This is a genomic window from Saonia flava, assembly GCF_011927795.1.
GTDB classification, from domain to species: Bacteria; Bacteroidota; Bacteroidia; order Flavobacteriales; family Flavobacteriaceae; genus Saonia; species Saonia flava.
In genome coordinates this window covers 1,025,505-1,047,667 of sequence record NZ_JAATJJ010000001.1, presented here as the reverse complement: position 1 = coordinate 1,047,667, position 22,163 = coordinate 1,025,505, and the positions used below count along the sequence as shown (strand labels likewise).

The 22,163-nt window shown below is 35.6% G+C and carries 24 protein-coding genes and 1 other RNA gene; 20 read left to right on the top strand and 5 right to left on the bottom strand.

Features of this window, described 5'->3' with window-relative positions:
* The first annotated feature begins 2 nt into the window (after positions 1-2).
* The 6 genes from GGR42_RS04500 (at position 3) to ppk1 (ending at position 5,085) form a co-directional block, all read left to right on the top strand.
* Positions 3-335, top strand: a complete 333-nt coding sequence (locus tag GGR42_RS04500; RefSeq protein WP_167961262.1) for a ribonuclease Z — start codon at positions 3-5, stop codon at positions 333-335.
* On the top strand, positions 332-802 hold the full coding sequence (locus GGR42_RS04495; protein WP_167961260.1) for a DUF3291 domain-containing protein: 471 nt from the start codon (positions 332-334) through the stop codon (positions 800-802). The genes GGR42_RS04500 and GGR42_RS04495 overlap by 4 nt, the downstream gene beginning before the upstream one ends.
* Before the next feature lie 16 nt (positions 803-818).
* Positions 819-1,724, top strand: a complete 906-nt coding sequence (locus GGR42_RS04490; protein WP_167961258.1) for a ribonuclease Z — start codon at positions 819-821, stop codon at positions 1,722-1,724.
* Between the two features lie 137 nt (positions 1,725-1,861).
* Positions 1,862-2,509 (top strand): pyridoxamine 5'-phosphate oxidase, encoded by a 648-nt coding sequence (gene pdxH / locus GGR42_RS04485; protein ID WP_167961256.1) that lies wholly within the window; start codon positions 1,862-1,864, stop codon positions 2,507-2,509.
* A gap of 11 nt (positions 2,510-2,520) precedes the next feature.
* Complete coding sequence (locus GGR42_RS04480) at positions 2,521-3,006, top strand: SixA phosphatase family protein (protein WP_167961254.1); 486 nt, start codon at positions 2,521-2,523, stop codon at positions 3,004-3,006.
* A 3-nt stretch (positions 3,007-3,009) separates the two neighbouring features.
* Positions 3,010-5,085: a polyphosphate kinase 1 gene (ppk1, locus tag GGR42_RS04475; RefSeq protein ID WP_167961252.1), complete on the top strand. Its 2,076-nt coding sequence runs from the start codon at positions 3,010-3,012 to the stop codon at positions 5,083-5,085.
* Here ppk1 and miaE read toward each other — a convergent pair.
* The gene (miaE, locus tag GGR42_RS04470; protein ID WP_167961250.1) at positions 5,082-5,663 is read right to left on the bottom strand and encodes a tRNA-(ms[2]io[6]A)-hydroxylase; all 582 of its coding nucleotides are present in this window, start codon (positions 5,661-5,663) and stop codon (positions 5,082-5,084) included. The genes ppk1 and miaE overlap by 4 nt on opposite strands.
* Positions 5,664-5,819: 156 nt before the next feature.
* Here miaE and GGR42_RS04465 point away from each other — a divergent pair, with 156 nt between their 5' ends.
* From GGR42_RS04465 to GGR42_RS04435, 7 genes are read left to right on the top strand one after another with little or no spacing between them, the layout of a single operon-like run.
* Positions 5,820-6,674, top strand: coding sequence for an EboA domain-containing protein (locus tag GGR42_RS04465; RefSeq protein WP_167961248.1), 855 nt, complete (start codon positions 5,820-5,822; stop codon positions 6,672-6,674).
* A gap of 3 nt (positions 6,675-6,677) precedes the next feature.
* Entirely contained in the window at positions 6,678-7,586 is a 909-nt protein-coding gene (locus GGR42_RS04460; protein WP_167961246.1) for a TatD family hydrolase, read from the top strand.
* Positions 7,586-8,488, top strand: coding sequence for a UbiA-like protein EboC (eboC, locus tag GGR42_RS04455; protein ID WP_167961244.1), 903 nt, complete (start codon positions 7,586-7,588; stop codon positions 8,486-8,488). The genes GGR42_RS04460 and eboC overlap by 1 nt, the downstream gene beginning before the upstream one ends.
* Positions 8,489-8,499: 11 nt before the next feature.
* Positions 8,500-9,672, top strand: a complete 1,173-nt coding sequence (locus GGR42_RS04450) for a 3-dehydroquinate synthase (protein ID WP_167961242.1) — start codon at positions 8,500-8,502, stop codon at positions 9,670-9,672.
* A 1-nt stretch (position 9,673) separates the two neighbouring features.
* On the top strand, positions 9,674-10,867 hold the full coding sequence (gene eboE / locus GGR42_RS04445) for a metabolite traffic protein EboE (protein WP_167961240.1): 1,194 nt from the start codon (positions 9,674-9,676) through the stop codon (positions 10,865-10,867).
* Positions 10,868-10,871: 4 nt separating this feature from the next.
* Positions 10,872-12,248: an alkaline phosphatase family protein gene (locus GGR42_RS04440; RefSeq protein ID WP_167961238.1), complete on the top strand. Its 1,377-nt coding sequence runs from the start codon at positions 10,872-10,874 to the stop codon at positions 12,246-12,248.
* Positions 12,249-12,274: 26 nt separating this feature from the next.
* Positions 12,275-12,631: a transmembrane 220 family protein gene (locus GGR42_RS04435; protein ID WP_167961236.1), complete on the top strand. Its 357-nt coding sequence runs from the start codon at positions 12,275-12,277 to the stop codon at positions 12,629-12,631.
* On the opposite strand, the gene GGR42_RS04430 is transcribed toward GGR42_RS04435, so the two are convergent.
* On the bottom strand, positions 12,626-14,452 hold the full coding sequence (locus GGR42_RS04430) for a DNA polymerase III subunit gamma/tau (RefSeq protein ID WP_167961234.1): 1,827 nt from the start codon (positions 14,450-14,452) through the stop codon (positions 12,626-12,628). The genes GGR42_RS04435 and GGR42_RS04430 overlap by 6 nt on opposite strands.
* A 131-nt stretch (positions 14,453-14,583) precedes the next feature.
* Between GGR42_RS04430 and rnpB the strand changes: the two genes are divergently transcribed.
* An RNA gene (gene rnpB, locus GGR42_RS04425) (RNase P RNA component class A) lies at positions 14,584-14,874 on the top strand.
* Here the strand turns inward: rnpB and GGR42_RS04420 are convergent.
* From GGR42_RS04420 to GGR42_RS04410, 3 genes are read right to left on the bottom strand one after another with little or no spacing between them, the layout of a single operon-like run.
* Positions 14,872-15,405 (bottom strand): RsmD family RNA methyltransferase, encoded by a 534-nt coding sequence (locus GGR42_RS04420; protein WP_167961232.1) that lies wholly within the window; start codon positions 15,403-15,405, stop codon positions 14,872-14,874. The two genes, rnpB and GGR42_RS04420, sit on opposite strands and share 3 nt — an antisense overlap.
* A complete protein-coding gene (locus GGR42_RS04415) occupies positions 15,405-16,238 on the bottom strand; it encodes a DUF3822 family protein (RefSeq protein ID WP_167961230.1) in 834 nt (277 codons plus the stop codon). Before GGR42_RS04415 ends, GGR42_RS04420 begins: the two co-directional genes overlap by 1 nt.
* The gene (locus GGR42_RS04410) at positions 16,216-16,866 is read right to left on the bottom strand and encodes a hypothetical protein (protein ID WP_167961228.1); all 651 of its coding nucleotides are present in this window, start codon (positions 16,864-16,866) and stop codon (positions 16,216-16,218) included. The genes GGR42_RS04415 and GGR42_RS04410 overlap by 23 nt, the downstream gene beginning before the upstream one ends.
* A 103-nt stretch (positions 16,867-16,969) precedes the next feature.
* Here GGR42_RS04410 and GGR42_RS04405 point away from each other — a divergent pair, with 103 nt between their 5' ends.
* Genes GGR42_RS04405 through GGR42_RS04380 form a run of 6 tightly spaced genes read left to right on the top strand, consistent with a single transcriptional unit; the run spans position 16,970 to position 22,139 of the window.
* The gene (locus GGR42_RS04405) at positions 16,970-18,403 is read left to right on the top strand and encodes an ATP-dependent DNA helicase (protein ID WP_167961226.1); all 1,434 of its coding nucleotides are present in this window, start codon (positions 16,970-16,972) and stop codon (positions 18,401-18,403) included.
* Between the two features lie 30 nt (positions 18,404-18,433).
* A complete protein-coding gene (locus GGR42_RS04400) occupies positions 18,434-19,006 on the top strand; it encodes a DUF4126 domain-containing protein (protein ID WP_167961224.1) in 573 nt (190 codons plus the stop codon).
* Positions 19,007-19,020: 14 nt separating this feature from the next.
* The gene (gene kdsB, locus GGR42_RS04395) at positions 19,021-19,749 is read left to right on the top strand and encodes a 3-deoxy-manno-octulosonate cytidylyltransferase (protein WP_167961222.1); all 729 of its coding nucleotides are present in this window, start codon (positions 19,021-19,023) and stop codon (positions 19,747-19,749) included.
* Positions 19,740-20,441 (top strand): HAD family hydrolase, encoded by a 702-nt coding sequence (locus GGR42_RS04390; protein WP_167961220.1) that lies wholly within the window; start codon positions 19,740-19,742, stop codon positions 20,439-20,441. Before kdsB ends, GGR42_RS04390 begins: the two co-directional genes overlap by 10 nt.
* Positions 20,442-20,446: 5 nt before the next feature.
* Positions 20,447-21,574 carry an iron-containing alcohol dehydrogenase family protein gene (locus GGR42_RS04385; protein WP_167961218.1) on the top strand — a complete coding sequence of 376 codons (1,128 nt, stop codon included), beginning with the start codon at positions 20,447-20,449 and terminating at the stop codon, positions 21,572-21,574.
* 25 nt (positions 21,575-21,599) lie between these two features.
* Positions 21,600-22,139, top strand: a complete 540-nt coding sequence (locus GGR42_RS04380) for a 1-acyl-sn-glycerol-3-phosphate acyltransferase (protein ID WP_167961216.1) — start codon at positions 21,600-21,602, stop codon at positions 22,137-22,139.
* Positions 22,140-22,163: the final 24 nt, after the last annotated feature.

The window sequence follows — 22,163 nt, the reverse complement described above, 5'->3', positions numbered from 1 at the left end:
TTATGATTTTTGATAAAGAAGGGTCTACGACCACGGTTTTTCAAGAGAATATTTCTCTACCTCAGTTTTTACAAAATATAAATGAGGCGTATCAAAGAATTAAGAATGATCACCTCATTATTAATCTGTTCTCTTTTTCAGCTTTGACAGCTAACGATGTGCTGGAATTTTTAGAACTTTCCAATACCCATAGGGCATCAAAAAAATCTTTTGTTTTAGTGACCAATAAGGTTTCTTATGAAGAGGTTCCAGAAGAAATACTTGTGGTTCCAACAATTCAAGAGGCTAAGGATATTATTGAAATGGAAGAAATAGAAAGGGACTTGGATTTATGAAAAACCATCATTTAGCTCAGGTTAACATTGCAAAAATGTTGGTGCCCTTGGATAGCCCAATTATGGCCGATTTTGTAAATAACCTAGATAGAATTAATGCCATTGCAGATCAAAGTGAGGGTTTTGTTTGGAGAATGACAGGAGAGGAAGATAATGCAACGGCTATCTCAGTTTTTGAGGACAAGTTTCTTATTATTAATCTATCGGTATGGGAATCTCTTGATACTTTGTTTAAGTATGTATATAAATCTGACCATATAGAGATTTTTAAAAGAAAAAAAGAATGGTTTAGTAAAATAAGCGAAATGCACATGGCATTTTGGTATATTGAAGAGGGTGTTGTTCCTACTTCCAAGGACGCAAAGGAACGTCTGCTATATTTAAATCAACATGGGGAAACCCCTTATGCATTTACCTTTAAAAATAAATTTACAGTGGAGGAATTGCTAAGATATAACCCAAAATAAGAACTCGGAACATTTGATGAAATTACACATTCTAGGTTGTTATGCGGCTACTCCAAGAACTTTGACCAATCCTACTTCACAGGTGCTGGAAATTAAAAATCATTTGTTTCTTATTGATTGTGCAGAAGGAACCCAAGTTCAACTTAGAAAAAACAAAATAAAATTTTCTAGAATAACCCACATTTTTATTTCCCATTTGCATGGGGACCATTTTTTTGGATTGCCTGGTCTAATCTCTACATTTAGGTTACTGGGGAGAGAAAAAGAAATGCATATTTATGGTCCAAAGGGAATTAAAGAGGCTATAACCTTATTATTGAAACTTGGAGATTCATGGACTAATTACCACTTGTATTTTCATGAACTATCGTCCAAAGAATCGGAATTGGTATTTGAGGACGATAAAGTCAGCGTTCACACAATTCCCTTAAATCATAGGGTGTATACAAATGGTTTCCTATTTAGGGAGAAGTTGGATGAGAGAAAATTAAATGTAGATGCTTTGGACAAATATAACATTGATAAAAGTCAATTTAGAAATATAAAAAAAGGGCAAAACATTATTTTGGAAAACGGTGAGCTTGTTCCAAACTCTGAACTTACTTTTGACCCAAAAAAACCCAAAAGCTATGCTTACTGTAGTGATACTGCTTATATGCCCGAAATAGTCCAGCAGATTGCAGAGGTGGATGTATTGTATCATGAATCTACTTTTTTGGAATCTGAATCACATTTGGCGAACAAAACAAAACACGCAACCGCAAAAGAAGCAGCTGCAGTTGCTGGGGAAGCAAAAGTGGGCCAATTAATATTGGGGCACTATTCCACTCGTTATAAGTCTATTGATCTCTTTAAAGAGGAAGCTCAGCAAATCTTTCCAAATGTTGAGTTAGCGGATGATGGTAAGGTATTTGAGTTTTAATACCCCTATCTATAATATTCCTTGCTTTGTTTGATAACTAAAATTTAACCCTATCTTTAAATAAATGCGCAAAGTCTTTTCGTCTTTTCTTATCTTTTGTGCAACTTTGTTAATATGGCATATCTTAACCGTATAAAATGCAAAAAGACCTTGGGAAATATAGAAAAGTGTATGAGAAAAGCTCCTTGATTGAAGGGGCTATATCTAGTAACCCTATGGAGCTTTTTCAAAAATGGTTTTATGAGGTTGAGGAAGCAGATGGAGTTAGTGAAACTAATGCAATGACCTTGTCTACACTTGGGTTGGATGGTTATCCTAAAAGCAGGGTGGTATTACTAAAGAAGTATACATACGAGGGCTTTATTTTTTATACCAATTACAAAAGTGAAAAAGGAAGGGCCATTGCAGAAAACCCTAATGTTTGCCTATCTTTTTTTTGGCCAAATATGGAAAGGCAGATAATTATTAAAGGAAAGGCGGATAAGATAGCTGAGAACCTTTCTGACGGTTATTTTGAATCCCGACCAGAAGGAAGCAAATTGGGAGCAATAGTTTCCAATCAAAGTGAGGTTATACCCTCTCGGGAGGTTTTGGAAAAGAAGTTAAAAGAAATGGAGGCAGAGTACGCCAATAAAGAAATTGTAAGACCTAAATATTGGGGTGGATATATTGTAAAACCAATATCGGTAGAATTTTGGCAAGGTAGACCTAATAGATTGCACGATCGTATTCGCTATTCTTTAGGAGAAGATTATAATTGGAAAGTGGAGAGGTTGGCACCTTAAAATGAAATAAAATGAAAAACCTGATTCTTGTACGCCATGGTAAATCTTCATGGGATTATAATGTTGGTGATAGAGATCGACCTTTATTGGAGAAAGGGATAAATGACGTCCATTTGGTCGCATCAAAATTTTCCAATCAAGATATTGTAATCGAAAGAGTTTTTTCGAGTCCGGCAAATAGGGCGTTGCATACCTGTATGATTTTTTTGAGAACTTTAAAGTTTCCTTTTTCAAAGTTTCAAGTGGAGAATACACTGTATGATTTTTCGGGGGATGGAGTTTCTTCGTTTGTGAAAAACTTGCCCCAAGACATTAATAATGTTATGATTTTTGGGCATAATAATGCCTTTACTAATTTGGTCAATACGTGGGGAGACCAATACATAGAGAATGTAACAACATCTGGGTTGGTGCATTTAAGTTTTAAGGTTGACAGCTGGAGTGATATTTCTAAAGGAAGTATAAGACAGGTACTGTTTCCAAAGCAATTAAGATGAAAAATGGTTAAGAAAGAGAAAAATCAATATATAAATAGGGAAATTAGCTGGTTACGTTTTAATGAAAGGGTACTTCAAGAGAGTATGGACAAGAAGGTGCCATTAATAGAAAGACTAAGGTTTTTGGGTATTTTTTCCAATAATTTGGATGAGTTTTTTAAGGTACGGTATGCCACTGTTAAGAGAATCGTAGAGGCTGGTAAAAAAGGAAAAAGTGCATTAGGAGGTGAAAAAGCTAAAGATCTACTTGAGGAAATAACCAATATTGTAATCACTCAACAATCTAAAAGTGAAAAAATATTGAGGGAAATAGAGAGTGAGCTGGAGGCGCAGAATATTTTCCTAATTACCGAAACTGAGGTTAAAGAGAGTCAAGTCGGTTTTATAAAGAGCTACTTTGTTAATAAGGTCAGTCCTCAATTGATGACCATAATTTTAAATGATTTGGCAGAATTCCCTACACTTAAGGATACTGCCGCATATTTGGCGGTTAAGCTTGTGCTTATCAAAGAAAATGAAGAGAATGAAGAAGAAATTAGGTATGCCCTAATAGAGATTCCAAAAGGAATAGACCGTTTTGTGGTATTGCCAAAAGAAGGGGATAAGAATTATATTATTATTCTGGATGATTTAATACGATATTGTTTAAGAAGTATATTCACAATGTTTGAGTATGAATCCATATCAGCGCATATGATAAAAATTACCAGGGATGCCGAGCTGGATATGGATAATGATCTTAGTAAAAGTTTTATAGAGAAGATATCTTCTAGTGTTGAGCATAGAAAAATAAGTGACCCTGTACGTTTTGTCTATGATAAAAATATAGAAAAGGACACACTTCTTTTTTTAAAGGAAAAAATGGGAATAGAGGATACGGATAGTGTTATTCCTGGTGGGCGTTATCACAATAGAAGAGATTATATGGGATTCCCAAGTTTGGGAAGGACAGATTTGATGTATGATAAAATAAATCCTTTGCCCATTAAAGGTTTTAGCTTGGAAGGAAGCTTATTTGAGCAAATAGCAAGAAAGGATTACTTAATGTACACTCCCTATCATACCTATTCTTATGTGATTAAATTTCTTAGGGAGGCGGCGTTGGATCCAAAAGTCAGAAGTATAAAGATTACTGTATATCGTTTAGCCAATAACTCCCAAGTGGCCGCATCACTTATAAATGCTGCGAAAAATGGAAAGCAGGTTACTGTGCAAATTGAGTTGCAGGCGCGTTTTGATGAGACAGCGAATATTGAATATGCCGAACAATTACAGGAAGAAGGTATTAAGCTTATTTTTGGGGTGCCAGGATTAAAAGTACATAGTAAAATATGTGTTATAGAAAGAGAGGAAGGTAATGAAATGAAACGGTACGGGTTTGTCAGTACTGGTAATTTTAATGAATCCACTGCAAAAATTTATACAGATTACACTTTGTTTACAGCCCATGTAGCCATCTTAAAAGAGTTGAATAAAGTTTTTAATTTCTTTGAGACTACTTATAAAATAAATAAGTACAAGCATTTAATTGTTTCTCCGCACTATACCCAATCTGCGTTTGAAAAATTAATTGATAATGAAATAGCCAATGCCATAGTAGGTAAAGAGGCTTACATTAAAATTAAAATGAACAGCTTTACCTCTTACAAAATGGTGGACAAGCTTTATGAGGCCAGTAGGGCTGGAGTAAAAATCCAGTTGATAATAAGGGGGATTTGCTGTTTGGTACCCGGTGTGAAGGGTATGAGTGAAAATATTGAGGCCATAAGTATTGTTGACAAATTTTTGGAACACCCACGGGTTTTCATTTTTGGAAATGAAGGGGAACCTAAAATATATATATCATCTGCGGATTGGATGACAAGAAATATTGATTTTAGGGTGGAAGTAGGTTGTCCGATTTACGATGAGGAAATTAAACAAGAATTGTTGGATACATTTGATTTATCATGGAAAGATAATTTAAAGGCGAGAATTTTTAATGAAAAACAAGATAACAGATATAGGAAAACCACTAAACCTGAACTTAGATCCCAATTTGAGTTGTATTCCTACTATCAAGAAAAATTAAAATCTTAACCATGGACAGTTTCCTTTTTTCCTAGTTTTTTCATGATGCTGGCTTCATAATCCAATAAATCCTGCCATTTTTTATCCACTTCTTCACGGTTACCATATTTTCTGGCAAATTGAAGGAACATAGTGTAATGTCCGGCTTCGCTAACCATTAATTTATGGTAGAATTTGGCGAGTTCCTTATCTTTTAACTCTTCCGATAACAGTCTAAAGCGTTCACAGCTTCTAGCTTCTATCAGGGCAGCGTACAAAAGCCTATGTACCAATTGTGTAGTTCTACTTCCCCCTTTTGGGAAAAATTTCAATAAGTCCAACACATATTCGTCTTTTCGGTCTCGTCCTAATGAATTTCCACGTTCAATAATGCGGTCATGAACCATTTTAAAATGGGCCATTTCTTCACGGACCAGCGCCGTCATTTCCCCCACCAATTCGGTATATTCAGGAAAACTAACAATAAGGGACATTGCTGTGGCGGCAGCCTTTTGTTCACAAAATGCATGGTCGGTAAGAATTTCATCGATATTCTTTTCTACAATATTGACCCATCTTGGATCCGTTGGTAGTTTTAATCCCAGCATATTTTTTAGTTTGTACAAAACTAAAAAAGATATTATAAGGCCGATAATTATTTCAGATAATTCTAGTTATCATATGGTCTTTATAACTATTATAATTAGCTTTGTTAGAGGTAGGCAAATGAAGTGGTTAATTTATGGGTATAAAATTAAATTTTAATGCAGTTTAAAGAAGTCGGAAAACAATTAAAGGAGGTTTTAAAAAATAATCTTGATACTGAAACTTGGAAGTGGATTTCTGATAAAATTAGCTTGATTGTTGAAAATAAATCAACAAAGGATTTATATCTCACATATAGTTTAGTGCCATCTAAAACCTCATTGGTTGCTTTGGATTTTTCGTTGGTCAAGGACAGCCTAAAAGGGTATTTTGAGCAACACCATGTAAATACTATTGAACTTGTTAGAATTTATCTTTTGATAAAGGTTTTGGAAGCTGATAACAATTTTTTTGAAGAAAAAGTTGGCAATCTTATTCAAGTAGCGGATAAAACAGAGTTAGAAACCTTTCTAAAGTATTTAATTCTTCTTCCAAAACCAGAAGTTTTTAAAAACGTTGCTGTTGATGCTTTGCGGACTAATATTGGTTCGGTATTCAATGCCATTGCTCTGAACAACCCTTATCCAGCTCTATATTTTAGTGAGAAACAATGGAACCAAATGTATCTTAAGACCATTTTTATTGAAAGTGATTTGGAAGGGATTATGAATGTTGATGAAAGGGCAAATGCCGATTTAGCAAGGATTATCTCGGATTATGCACATGAGCGTTGGGCAGCTGGAAGAAAAATTGATCCTTTATTTTGGAGACCAGTGGGAAAATATCTTAATGGAAATTTATTAAAAGATATGGAACGCTTATTAAATAGTAGTGATAATCGGGAGAATGCAGCGGCCGTACTGTCCTGTTCTATTTCAGATATACCTGAAGCAAGAGAATTAATTAAAGGGCATCCAGAGTTATTGGATAAAGTAGAAAATAAAAAAATAAATTGGGACACACTCAATGCATAATTTATGGAGAAAAAATTAAAATTTATAGACCCGCATATTCATATGACATCCCGAACAACGGATGATTATCAGGCTATGTCAGAGGCTGGTATTGTTGCCATTGTTGAGCCAGCTTTTTGGTTGGGCCAACCTAGGACACAAGTAGGTTCTTTTCAAGATTATTATAGTAGTTTGGTAGGTTGGGAGACTTTTAGGGCGAGTCAGTTTGGAATAAAACACTATTGCACTATAGGTTTAAATTCAAAAGAAGCCAATAACGAAGCTCTTGCGGAGCAAGTAGTGGAATTACTTCCTTTATATCTTCACAAAGAAAATGTAGTGGGTATTGGGGAAATAGGGTATGATGATATTACAGAGGCGGAAGATAAATATTTTAGGATGCAATTGGACCTTGCCAAGGAAATGGATATGTTGGTGCAGGTACATACGCCACATAGGGATAAAAAAGCGGGCACCATACGTAGTATGGAGGTGTGTTTGGAACATGGTATAGAACCATCTAAAGTTATTATAGATCATAATAATGAGGAAACAGTAAAAGAAGTATTAGATCGTGGCTTTTGGGCGGCTTTTACAATATATCCCAAAACAAAAATGGGAAATGAGCGTATGGCAGCTGTTGTAGAGCAATATGGTAGTAAAAATATTATTGTCAACAGTTCTGCCGATTGGGGAGTAAGTGACCCACTTTCAGTACCCAAAACAGCTTCATTAATGTTGAAAAAAGGAATTGCAAGAGAAGATGTTGTAAAAACATGTTATCAAAATGCTTTGGATGCCTTTGGACAAACTGGAGTAATGAAAGAGTCGGATTGGTCCAATGCCAGTGGTGTTGATCAAAGAGAATTATTTCACGATAACAGTGTTTTAAGAGGTCAACAACCAAAAGTTGATGGGGATAAAATAGTCTAATGAATGCTACGCTCAAGGGATATTTACAATTAACCAGACCCGCCAACCTACCAACTTCAGCGGCGGATGTTATGGCAGGAATGGTAATTGCGGGAATATTTGGGGCTATTGGTAGCCCTTACTTTTGGGGTGAAGGTAATCTCATGCCATCTATCTTTTTAATGTCTTCATCGGTATTTTTATATGCTGGAGGTGTAGTCCTAAATGATGTTTTTGATTTTCCATTGGATATGATAGAACGACCAGAAAGACCAATCCCGAGTGGAGTGGTTTCTCTTAAGTCGGCATATTTATTTGGAGGGGCTCTTTTACTTCTGGGGGTAGCTTTTGCATTTTATGTAAACATTTTTAGTGGCTCCATAGCTTTTGTTCTGGCTTTGGCTATTTTGTTGTATGATATTGTTGCAAAAAAATATTCCTTTTTTGGTCCTTTGAATATGGGTGTTTGCAGAGGTTTAAACCTGCTTTTGGGAATGTCGGTATTTGGCACTTTGTTACATTGGGAATATTGTCTTGTTCCAATAGTATATATTGCGGCTATTACATTAATAAGTAGAGGAGAAGTTCATGGGAACAATAAAAATCATCTTATTTTAACAGGAATACTCTATGCTTTTGTTATTGGGGCTGTTTTGGGTCTGCATTATCTTAATGGTAACAATACATTGCAAGTAATTCCGTTTATTTTATTGTTTGGAATTTTGATATACAGACCTTTGGTTAAAGCATATATGGATAATACTCCGGTGAACATAAAGAAGGCTGTTATTGGCGGTGTCCTTTCAATAATTGTTTTGGATGCAATTTTTGCAGTTGGCTTTTCCAATTGGCGGGTAGGAATAGGTATGTTATTATTGTTGCCTTTGTCAATTTTCCTCTCAAAACTCTTTGCAGTGACTTAAATTTGTACTTAATGAAGCGGAAGAATAGTATAGAACAATCTTTTAAAGTAGCTTATGATTATAAGTTATTCTTTACAGAGCATTTGTTTTCATTGGAAAACATAATGTTCCATGATGTTTTGTTCTCTTATGGTAATGGAAATAAAACAAAAATTTTATTTGTGGTCGATGAGGGAGTTCACAAATGTCACCCTAATCTTTTAAAGGAGATAGAGGTCTATTGTAATGCTCACCAGAATATCATTGGTTTAAGGGACATATTGGTTGTAAAAGGTGGCGAGGAATGTAAAAATGACCATGGTAATGTAACCGCAATTTTAAAAGGTATAAATGAACAGGGTATTTGTAGACATTCTTTTGTGGTGGTCATTGGGGGTGGCGCTGTAATTGATATGGCCGGTTACGCAGCTGCAATTGCCCATAGGGGAGTTAAACTCATTAGAATACCAACGACTGTCCTTTCACAAAATGATTCAGCTGTGGGTGTGAAAAATAGCATTAATGAATTTGGGAAAAAGAATTTCTTGGGAACTTTTGCTCCGCCCTATGCTATTATTAATGATTCTCATTTTTTGACCACTTTAGAACAACGTGATTGGATTTCTGGTATTGCGGAGGCTATTAAAGTGGCACTCATAAAAGATGAGGTGTTTTTCAATTTCATTTCTAAAAACGCCACAAAATTGGCTAACAGGGATATGGAAACGATGGATTTTCTTATTTATAAGTGTGCAGAAATGCATATGCACCATATAGCACAAGGTGGAGATCCTTTTGAAAGTGGTTCATCCAGACCATTGGATTTTGGACACTGGGCAGCTCATAAATTGGAACATATGACCAATTATAGTTTGCGACACGGGGAGGCTGTTGCCATTGGTATAGCTCTTGATGTTACTTATGCCCATTTAATTAATTTAATCGATGGGAAAACCTTGAATAACATCCTTGATGTTATGGAAGAAATTGGATTTGATCTACAGATACCATTGAAAAGCGAGGAAGAAGTAGATGTGCTTTTAAATGGAATAGAGGAATTTAGAGAGCATTTAGGAGGGGAATTAACCATCACACTTATTTCTGGTATTGGAAAGAAGCATGATGTTCATATGATAGACCTAAAAAAAATGCGAGAAGCGATAACTATGCGGAAAGAAATTAGTCAACAAAAGTTATCTTGCTAAGATGTTATTCAACAAGTACTTTCATTTAACCTATTGCACCAATATCCACCCTGGTGAAAATTGGAAAGTCACTTTTAAAAATATTGAAAAGTTTGTTCCAATCATTAAAAAGAAAGTTTCTAAGGAAAAACCTTTTGGATTGGGGCTTAGATTGTCCAATACAGCAAGTGAGGAATTAGGGGTTGGAGAGAATCTGACCAATTTTAAAAATTGGTTGGATAAAAATGATATTTATGTTTTTACCATGAACGGATTTCCATATGGAAATTTCCATAATGAAAAGGTAAAAGACATGGTACATGCCCCCGACTGGACTACCAAAGAACGGGTTGATTATACTAAAAGATTGTTCCAACAATTGTCCTATTTAATGCCAGATGGAATTGAAGGTGGTATTTCCACAAACCCTATCAGCTATAAATATTGGCATAATTCAAAAGAAAAGACCGAAGAGGCTTTTTCAATTGGGGCCAGATATATGGCCGAAATTGTGTTGCAGTTGTTTAATATTGAAAACACAACTGGAAAATATTTGCATTTGGATATTGAGCCAGAACCAGATGGAATGATGGAGAACAGTGATGAGGTTCTTATGTATTATCAAAAATATTTAATTCCAATTGCCTCAAAAACGTTAATGAATGCCCTAGGATGTAATAAGGAAAAAGCTAGAGAGCTAATTTTAAAATATATTACTGTCTGCTATGATGTTTGTCATTTTGCACTGGCTTTTGAGGAGCCAGAATATACCTTTAATAAGCTAGAATCTGCCGGAATTAAAATAGGGAAAATACAAGTAAGTGCTGCTTTAAAAATTATTTTTAATGGCAAAAATGATGAAGAAGTATGGAATTCCTTGTCTAGGTTTAACGAACCTACATATTTACACCAAGTAACGCAAAAAGTTGAAGATAAGGTAAAAACCTACTGGGATTTACCTGAACTATTGGAGAATAAAAAGCAATTCACGGAACTTAGAGCTCATTTTCATGTGCCTATTTTTTTGGATACATTTGATGAGTTGTATTCTACCCAAGACCATATTTTAAAAGTGTTGCAATATTTGAAAAAGGATGTAGTTTCCAATCATTTGGAAATAGAAACCTATACATGGGATGTACTTCCAAAATCTTTAAAATTAGAACTTTCCGATTCTATAGTCCGAGAAATGGATTGGTTAAAGGAAAACCTTTAAATCTATGAAAAAAACGGTTGTGCTTAATGTCGTGGGTCTAACCCAAAGGTTAATTGGGGAGCATACACCATTTATTAAATCTTTTTTAGAGAAAGGAAAAGCTGCGAATATTACCCCGGTGGTTCCTGCGGTAACCTGTAGTGCACAATCTACCTATTTAACAGGAAAATGGCCTTCTGAACATGGAATTGTTGCTAATGGTTGGTATTTTAAAGAGGAGCACGAGGTGAAATTTTGGAGGCAGTCCAATACCTTGGTGCAAAGTGAAAAAATTTGGGACAAACTCAAAAGGATGGACCCCAATTTCACATGTGCCAATATGTTTTGGTGGTACAACATGTATTCAACGGCAGATTTTAGTGTTACTCCCAGACCTAATTATTTGGCGGACGGAAGAAAAATCCCAGATATATATTCATATCCTCCCGAACTTAGGGATACGCTTCAAAATGAGTTGGGTAAATTTCCTTTATTTCACTTTTGGGGTCCCAAAACTTCTATTAGGTCTACCCAGTGGATAGCGGATTCTGCCATAAAAACAGATACGTTGTATAACCCAACATTGACACTGGTATATCTACCACATTTGGATTACAATATTCAACGATACGGAATAAATTTCAATAAAATAGCCAAAGACTTACATGAGGTTGACAAAGAAGTAAAAAAATTGGTGACTTACTATGAAAATCAAGACGCCAATATTATTCTGTTGTCAGAATATGGCATCACAGATGTAAATAATCCTATTCATTTAAACCGAATATTCCGTTCCAAAGGTTATTTGGGAATAAGGCTTGAACGTGGTTTGGAACTTTTGGATGCTGGTAACAGTAGGGCATTTGCTGTGGCCGACCACCAAATCGCCCATGTTTACTTAAATGATAAGTCCTTAAAGGAAGAAGTGAAAAAGCTTTTACTAGCTGTTAATGGAGTAGAAAAAGTATTGTCCGATGATGAAATTATCAAAGCCAAATTAAACCACGAACGCTGTGGAGATATAGTTGTTATAGCGGACAAGGATTCTTGGTTTACCTATTACTTTTGGTTTGATGACAAAAAAGCACCGGACTATGCTAGAATGGTGGATATTCACAAAAAACCTGGGTATGACCCTGTTGAAATGCTGACTGATCCAAAGGATATGTTTGTTGTTCCCAAGATCATTTGGAAACTCTTAAAGAAAAAATTGGGCTTTAGAACTTTAATGAATGTAATTCCATTACAAGCGGAATTAATAAAGGGTTCGCATGGGCGTATACCGGAAAATATGGATGACTACCCTATTCTAATTAGTAATCACCAAAAATTACTGGAGAAGTCTACTGTTGATGCTATTGAAGTATTTTCAATTATTGAAAGGCATGTGCTTGGCAAGTAAAAAAATATAACTAAAACCATAAGATTATGAAAGTATTTTTTAAGATTTTAGGATTTGTCTTTACAGCATTGTTCGTTTATGCGATAGCTGTACAATATAATGATCCTGATGCCGTAAAATGGTATGTTATTTACGGATTAGCAGCTTTGGCATCGTTACTTTTTGCGCTAGATAAGTTGAAATTTTTATGGGCGGCGTTTCTTTTTGGATTTTATATTGGCTTTGCCATTTTTGTCTGGCCAGAAAAGTTTGAAGGTGTAACTATTGGAGAGGGTGACATTGTAAATATTGAAAGAGGGAGGGAAGCTTTGGGATTGTTGATTGCCTCAGGACTAATGTTGGTATATGCCCTTAGAATTAGATATTCCAGTAAATCATCATAGGTCCAAATCGAACTCTTTTCTTAGAATGTCTATTGCTGGATTTTTCTCCCTTAATTTTTGATACTTCTCTTCTGGTGTAAATGCAAATTTTTTGGCAGTAGCTTCATTTACAGTAATATGAAGTTCGATGAAGTAGTTGTTCAGCTTTTGTTTTAAATACTCCATAAGGTCATATTGCTCTCGCTCAATTTCCTTTTTCATGGTGCTGTTGGGCAATTCAATCCAAATAGATGTGTTGTTACTTTTTAGTTTAGGGGTGTCTGCCGCTAAGTTGGATGCTAATATTTTTTGTCCTTTTTTATCTATTATTTCGACAAAGTCATGCCAATGTTTTTGCATGTCTTCCTGAGTAAAGATTTCTTTGGGTAACTGAGTCTTATCTATAACTTCACCTTTCTTTTGGAGCTCGTGCTCTTTTTTTGCCTTAAGACTGGATATAGAAAGTCCTGAAACTCTTTTTGAATCTAGATTAATGTTTATTTTTTTAGGTGTAGAAGGTACAATTTCTTCAATTTCAGGTTCTTCAACAATAGCAACTTTGGGTTCTTCTATGGCAACTGCTACATCAGAATTCTTATGTTGTACAATGGCAGGGCTTTCAATGGTGGTAATTTTAGAAGGTTGAACACCAATTTTTTCTTCGACAGCTACTTTTTGTTTAGGCTTCTTTGGGATTGGATGTTTTGACCTGTAGAAAGAGGCAGGAATAATGAAATCAATTGTTTTGCCGTCAAGAGCTACGGATTCAGGATTTTTTTTTTCTCCATCATAAGTGATAGAGGCCAATTTCATTAAGGCAAGTTCAACTAACAATCTTTGGTTTCGACTGGTTTTATATTTTAAATCGGTATCGTTGGCAACATCAATGGCCTTTAGCAAAAAATCACTGGTAGCTTTTTTTGCTTGTTCTCCATAACTTTTTTTGGCATCGTCCCCAACCTCTAAAAGAGCTATGGTAGATTCATGTTTGCAGACCATTAAATCCCTAAAGTGGGATGCGAGTCCAGAAATAAAATGATGTCCATCAAAACCCTTGGTCAATGTGTCATTGAACAAGACCAACAGATTGGGTATATCATTTTGCAATATTAAATCTGTAGCTGTAAAATATGTGTCATAATCCAACACATTTAGATTCTCTGTGACCGATTTCCGAGTTAATTGCTTTCCTGAGAAACTTACTACTCGGTCAAAGATAGAAAGTGCATCACGCATGGCACCATCGGCTTTCTGGGCAATAATATGCAGTGCGCTATCCTCAGCTACAACCCCTTGTTGTTCGGCAATATACTTTAAATAATTTGCTGCATCTTTAACTGTAATTCTTTTAAAATCAAATATCTGACAGCGGGAAAGAATAGTTGGAATTATTTTGTGCTTCTCAGTAGTGGCCAGTATAAAAATGACATGTTTTGGTGGCTCCTCCAAGGTCTTTAAAAAAGCATTAAAGGCTGATTGGGACAGCATATGAACTTCATCTATAATGTACACCTTATACTTTCCTATCTGCGGAGGGATACGAACCTGATCGGTTAAACTCCTAATGTCATCAACGGAATTGTTTGAAGCAGCATCCAGTTCAAAAATGTTGAACGCAAAATCCTCATCGGTATGTTCCGCACCGTCTTCATTTATTTTTTTGGCCAAGATACGGGCACACGTGGTTTTGCCAACCCCTCTGGGTCCTGTAAATAAAAGCGCCTGCGCCAAATGATTGTTTTCAATTGCGTTTAGCAAAGTGTTGGTAATAGCCTCTTGTCCCACAACATCCTTAAATGTCTGGGGTCTGTATTTTCGTGCCGATACTACAAAAGGTTCCAAAAATTATGCTAATTGAACGGTTTTTTTAGGTGCCGTTGAGTTTATTACAAATATAAAGATAGCAATGTATTATAGGCTTCATTTGAACGAGTTTAACCTACTTTTTATTAACAATTCTATTACCTTTGCCACCAGCAGGTCACCTTATCGCTCCAAGTAATTGGGGAGGAAAGTCCGGACACCATAGTGCAGCATAGCGGGTAACGCCCGTCCACCGAAAGGTGAGGACAAGTGCAACAGAAAGTATGTACAGGTAAGGCTGTAGTGAAATCAGGTAAACTCTATGCGGTGCAACGCCATGTAAATCAGTGTTTAAGGGTGCACGCCCGAGCTGAAGGGTAGGCGGTTTGAACTTTTGGGTAACCAAAAGTCTAGATAAATGATAGGGCTAGACAGAATCCGGCTTATGACCTGCTTTTTTATTCAAAAAAACTAAAAACACTACTACCATACTTTCTTTGTTTTGTGAAATGGGGTTGTCCAGTGAGGTCAGTATGCTTAAAATGTTCTATAATCAATACGCCATCTTCCAAAAGCATATCATTGGCAAATACTAATTGAGGAATTTTACAAAAATCCTCAAAAGGCATATCATATGGTGGATCTGCAAAAATAATATCAAATTTTCCTTTTTGTCTTTCCAGGAATTTAAAGACATCACTTTTAATAGCGGTTATGCCCAATTCCAATTCATTGGAAGTTTTTCCTATAAAATTAACACAGCCATAGTCTGCATCTACAGCAACCTGTTCTTTGGTTCCCCTTGAACTAAATTCATAGCTTATGTTACCGGTACCTGCAAAAAGGTCCAAAACAGCCAAATCTTCAAAGTAATAAGTATTGTTGAGGATATTGAAAAGCCCTTCTTTGGCCATATCCGTTGTTGGCCGTACCGGTAATTTTTTGGGAGCGCTAATCCGTTTGCTTTTATGCTTGCCAGAAATTATCCGCATTAGAGTGCATTTAAAACGGTAAAATCAATGGTTTCCTTGTCTACTTCCGTTGTTAAGTAAGGAATGTTCTCTGGAACATAAATGGAAACATTTTTTATATAATGATGACAAAGGGAATGGAGGTCATCTCCTTCATCTATAGAACCAAACATTCTTAAAAGTGTTGTTTCTGTATCTAATTTTAACTGTTCTAGAGTAAACAGTAGATAGTAAATAAAATCTTCCTTGGAGTGATAGACAAAACTATTGTAGAACACTAATTTTTTTTGGGAAATAATGGTGACTTCCATTTGTTGTTTGGATACATGTACATAGCACATAGGGTCTTTTCCATTACTGTGGTTGTTCAAAAGAGTTTGTATAAGAACTGTAGCATTATGCTTAAATTCAAACTCGCCAAAGAGCTCGTAGATGTAATTGTTGATATTCACAAAAGGCACATAGACATTCACAATATCATAAGGTTCAATTTCATCATGGGCAAAATGATCGCTCTCTAAAATCTTGGCATTGAACTTTAGATAATTTGCCAACTCATTTTCATTAAAGAGTGATTTGGGCACTAAACTGAAAAGATTGTTTTTGTGTATAACCACTACTTCGGAAAAATTGGCATTATGAATGTTCTGTTTTTCCAGAAAAGTTTTCAGTTCTTTTTGAAGTTCATAAGGGTTGCGTTCTTTCTCAAAAACAACACTTTTAGACAATAATAAGGAATTGTCAATAGTGTCCATCACACAAAAAGAAAGTCCATTCAAGCTTGCTTGAATGGACAATTTTTTATAATCCGATGACGAGCTGTCTACTTTATTATTGGTCGTCTTTTCTGTCATATATTGGTGGCCAGTTACCATTGGTACTTACATCTACCAATGAACCAACTTTAATTTCACTTCCATTTATTTCTTCAACACTGTTGTGTGTATTCTCTCTGGCCAATAAATCTTTAGGTTGGTCAAACAATATTACATCCTTTTTGATTTTTGCTTCAAAAACAGATGCTCTATAACCACTTTTGTCGATCATAGCGGTTTTCATTTCAAATTTTTCACCATTTTGAGCGCCTGGAACATTCATCATCGTTTTAAAACGATCGTCTCCTTTAAATAATGAATCTTTAACTGAGACAAAACCTAAAGTATCTATAATAATAGTATCTTTTTGCATGTCAATTTGATAAGTTTTATCATAACGCATAAAAGAAGAATCTCTTTGTTGGGTAATGGTATATTTTCCTGTATCAACAAATGCAACCAAAGAATTGAAATCTTTGGCAAATTTACCATTTACTGTCTTATAGGCTTCTTGTGAATCTCTAATGTCTTTTAATGAGGATACTACTTTGGCAAATCTTTCTTGCTTTATTTTTTTGAATTCAATTGGACCGCTCACCGATCTATAAATCAAGTATCCCAATAAGATACATACTATCCAAAGTGCTATTTGTATTATGGTCTTCATTTTACTAAGTGTTAATTTAGATTTAGTGGTTGACACAAATTTACATTTTTATTTTAAACACAAAAGTATTTGTCCTTAAAAATCATGATTATATTTGAAGCATATGAAAGAGCTTTCCGCCGATGCATTTTATAAGATTTTAAAGGAAAAATATCCCCACGACCCAACGCTTAAACAAGCAATAAGTCTTGAAAGGATTTCCAGTTTCATCCTGTCCAAGGAAAAGGAAAAGTTATTCTTGTTAAAGGGATATGCCGGTACAGGAAAAACATCTATTATTGGAACTATTGTAAGTAATTTGTGGAGGACAACCATGAAGGCAGTATTGATGGCGCCTACAGGAAGGGCAGCCAAGGTAATGTCGAATTACTCTAAGACACAAGCATTTACCATCCATAAAAAAATATATTTCCCAAAAAAGGAGAGTGGTGGAGGTGTGAAATTTGTACTTGCACCCAATAAGCATCGGAATACCATATTTATTGTTGATGAGGCCTCTATGATACCAGATTCACCTGCTGATTCCAAACTTTTTGAGAATGGCTCTCTTTTAGATGATCTCCTTATGTATGTGTATTCTGGACATAATTGCAAACTCATTTTAATAGGAGATACGGCGCAGTTGCCACCAGTACATTTGGAGTTAAGTCCGGCTTTGGACGAAAACAAACTTTCCTTAAATTATAACAAAGAAGTTACAAAAATGGAATTGGATGAAGTTGTAAGACAGGCCGAGGACTCTGGAATCTTATTAAACGCCACCAATCTTAGAGAACAATTGCACTCCCAGTTTTTTGATGAATTTAAGTTTGATGTAGAAGGATATGCCGATATTGTCCGTTTGATTGATGGCCATGATATACAAGAAGCCATAGACGAGTCGTACAGTGAAAACGGAAAGGAAGAAACTGCGATAATTGTTCGCTCCAATAAAAGAGCGAATTTGTATAATGAAAATATTAGGAGTAGGATTCTCTATTTGGAAAATGAATTGGCAGTAGGTGATTATATGATGGTCGTAAAGAATAATTATTTTTGGCTAAAGCCCAATTCTGAGGCGGGTTTCATTGCTAATGGAGACATAATTGAGGTGTTGGAGATTTTTGCCATTAAAGAGTTGTATGGATTTACTTTTGCTGAAGTAAAGGTAAAAATGGTAGATTATCCCAATCAAAAACCTTTGGAAACAGTACTGCTTTTGGATACCATAAAGGCGGAAACTCCATCGTTGCCCTATGAGGATGGGAATAGACTATATCAAGAGGTGCAAAAGGACTATGCCCACGAAAAATCCAAATACAAGAAATTTTTGGCAGTAAAGAACAACAAATATTTTAATGCATTGCAAGTTAAATTTTCTTATGCCATTACATGCCATAAATCCCAGGGTGGGCAATGGAATACGGTATTTGTGGAGCAGCCTTATTTGCCCAATGGAGTGGATAAGGAATATTTAAGATGGTTGTATACGGCAGTGACCAGAGCACAAAATAAATTATATCTTATAGGATTCAAGAACGATTTTTTTGTTGAATAGGAATACCATATTTTAGTAGGAAAGTTTATTATGACAGCAGAAACTATTATAAGCATATTTTTAGGAATTGGACTTGCGGCCTCTGTTGGGTTTAGAGTGTTCCTGCCTCTTTTTGCATTGAGTTTGGCATCTTATTTTAATGTGTGGGATCTAAATGAGAGCTGGCAATGGATAGGAAGCCTTGCTGCCGTTGTGGCTTTAGGGGTAGCAACCGTGATAGAAATTTTTGCTTATTTTATTCCCTGGGTGGATAATCTTTTGGATACTATAGCAATACCTTTGGCAGCAATTGCTGGGACGGCCGTAATGGTTTCAACTGTGGCAAATTTGGATCCTGTGGTTACTTGGTCATTGGCTATTATAGCGGGTGGCGGTACCGCCACTGCTATTAAAGGAGCAGGGGCAAGCAGTAGGGTTGTTTCTACCGCTACAACTGGAGGATTGGCAAATCCTGTGGTTTCTACAGTGGAAACGGGAACTGCTGTCGTAGTGTCCACTGCTTCAATTTTTGCACCTGTTCTGGCAATTATTATGGTGATTATTATATTAATATTCATTTTTGCAGTGTATAGAAAACTTAGGCCCAAAAGAAAAAAATCATAAACCTTCAAAACTCAATGAAAATTATTGCGATGATTCCGGCACGCTATGCGGCATCTAGATTCCCTGCAAAATTGATGCAGGATTTGGCAGGAAAACCAGTTATTTTAAGAACGTACGAAGCTGCTGTGAATACTAAACTTTTTGATGAGGTATATGTGGTGACGGACAGTGATATTATTTATGATACCATTACTAATGCTGGCGGAAAAGCCATGATGAGCAAAAAAGAGCACGAGTGTGGAAGCGATCGTATTGCAGAGGCTGTTACAGATATGGACGTGGACATTGTTGTAAATGTACAAGGAGATGAGCCCTTTACAGATAAGGAAAGCCTAAAAAGTGTTTTGGAAGTTTTTAACGATGACCCAAATGAGGAGATAGATTTGGCTTCTTTAATGACCGAAATAACTGATTGGGATGAAATAAATAACCCAAATGTGGTAAAAGTTGTAGTTGATAATAGAGATTTTGCTCTCTATTTTTCTAGAGCTCCCATCCCATTCCCACGTGATAAAAATGCAGGGGCAACTTATTATAAGCACAAGGGTATTTACGCTTTTAGAAAAAGGGCCTTGATGGATTTTCAAAGGCTTTCTATGAGATCACTGGAAGGAACAGAAAAACAGGAAGCCTTGCGGTACCTGGAATATGGCAGAAAAATTAAAATGGTTGAAACCAACGCAACAGGAATAGAAATAGATACACCTGAGGACTTGGAAAGAGCAAAAGCGGCATGGAAGTAGATTTTAGCAACATAAAAGTAATTGGTTTTGATGCCGATGATACCCTTTGGGTGAACGAGACATATTTTAGAGAGGCAGAAGAAAAATTTGCCTCACTTTTGGATGGATATGAGACCAAGAATACCATAGACCAAGAACTTTTTAAAATGGAAATGAAAAACTTGGGGATTTATGGATATGGAATTAAAGGGTTTGTTCTTTCCATGATAGAATCTGCCTTGGAATTGTCCAATAATAAAGTTCCCCAAGAAACCATGACGGAAATATTGGATTTGGGAAAAAATATGATTTCCCACCCTGTAGAGTTACTGGAAGATGTTAAGGAAGTTCTGGAGAGATTATCAAAGGAATATCGTTTAATTGTTCTTACAAAAGGGGATTTATTGGATCAAGAACGTAAGTTGGAGAAGTCAGGATTGTCCCAGTATTTTCATCATGTAGAAGTTTTGAGCGATAAAAAAGAGATTAATTATAAAAACCTTTTAGATCACTTGGAAATAGAGGTAACTGAATTTTTAATGATAGGTAATTCTTTAAAGTCAGATGTTTTGCCTATTATGAACATAGGAGCGCAAGCGGTGCATGTGCCTTTTCATACTACTTGGCAGCACGAGGAAGTATCTAATGATGAATATGACGATAATCACCTTACTTTGAATAAGTTATCAGATGTTTTAAAGTATTTTAATTAAAGTGAATGCAGACAAAGAAGCAAGATAGAATTGCAGATAATTCCCCAAAGCTTATGAATACATACAGGAATTTTCCTATGGTGCCGAGAGTGGTTTTTGGTAATGGTAGTTTTAACCAATTAGGTGAAATATTGTTGCCAAAAAGGAAGCATTTCGATGCGCCGGTTATTTTTTTGATAGATGATGTTTTTGAAGGAAAGGAACTTGTAGGAAGAGTACCTCTTTTATTTAATGATAAAATTATTTTTATTTCGGCAGATGAAGAACCCAAGACCCAACAGGTTGATGCTTTGGTAGAAAAAATTAAATTTGACTTTCGAGAATTACCCTCTGGAATTGTTGGCATTGGTGGAGGCACCGTGCTGGACTTGGCAAAAGCAGTTTCTATTTTGCTTACCAATGAGGGTAGTTCAGAAAAATACCAGGGATGGGATTTGGTTAATAAACCAGCTATATATCATGTAGGAATTCCGACAATTAGTGGAACTGGGGCGGAAGTCTCGAGAACGGCAGTGCTTTTGGGTCCTGATAAAAAATTGGGAATTAATTCTGATTATACTACGTTTGACCAAGTTGTTTTAGACCCTGAATTATGCATTGGAGTAGATAAAAAACAATGGTTTTATACAGGAATGGACTGTTTTATCCATTGTGTTGAATCTCTTAGTGGTACATATTTAAATGCCTTTAGTCAAAGTTATGGCGAAAAGGCTTTGGAACTTTGTAAGGAAGTGTATTTAGAAGACCTTTCTGATAACGAATCCAGAGAAAAACTAATGATGGCCTCTTGGCATGGAGGTATGAGCATTGCCTACTCCCAAGTTGGTGTGGCGCATGCTTTGAGTTATGGTTTGTCATATCTTTTGGGAGTAAAACATGGTATTGGTAATTGTTTGGTATTTCAGTATTTAAAGGAATTTTATCCAGAAGGTGTTGCTCTTTTTAACAAAATGAAAGAAAAACATAATATAGAATTGCCAAGCGGTATTTGCTCTAATTTGAGTGATAATGATTTTGACACTATGATTTCTGTGGCACTTAGTTTAGAGCCTTTATGGGAAAATGCAATTGGGATAGACTGGAAGTGCGTTATCACTCCAGAGAAATTAAGAGTTATCTACCAGAAAATATAATTTTTATTAATTTATTTGTTTATGAATGCATAGGCTGGCAAAGTTTATCTATTTTAAAGTTCTCGGATGGAAACTTATTGGTGGTTTTCCGAAAGTGGACAAGTGCGTAGTCATTGTAGCCCCACATACCCACTGGTACGATTTTTTTCTTGGGGTACTTGTTAGAAAGGTTATAAATGAAGAAATAAATTTTATAGGGAAAAAGAGTTTGTTTGCGCCGCCTTTTGGCTGGTATTTTAGATGGGTGGGAGGTACACCCATCGATAGGAGTAAGAATAATGATATGGTCAAAACCATAGCATCTATTTTTAATGAAAAAGAAAAATTTAGATTGGGCCTATCACCGGAAGGAACTCGGAAAAAGGTAAAAGAATGGCGAACAGGCTTTTATTATATAGCGCAGGAAGCGAAAGTTCCAATAGTAATGGTTGCTTTTGACTATGAAAACAAGCAAGTAAAAATTTCTGACTTACAATACCTAACTGATAATAAGGAGGAAGACTTTAAAAAATACAAAAACTTTTTCAAGGGTATAAAAGGAAAAATACCTGAGTATAGTTATTAAATTTTGTAATTTTTTGCAGTGTTT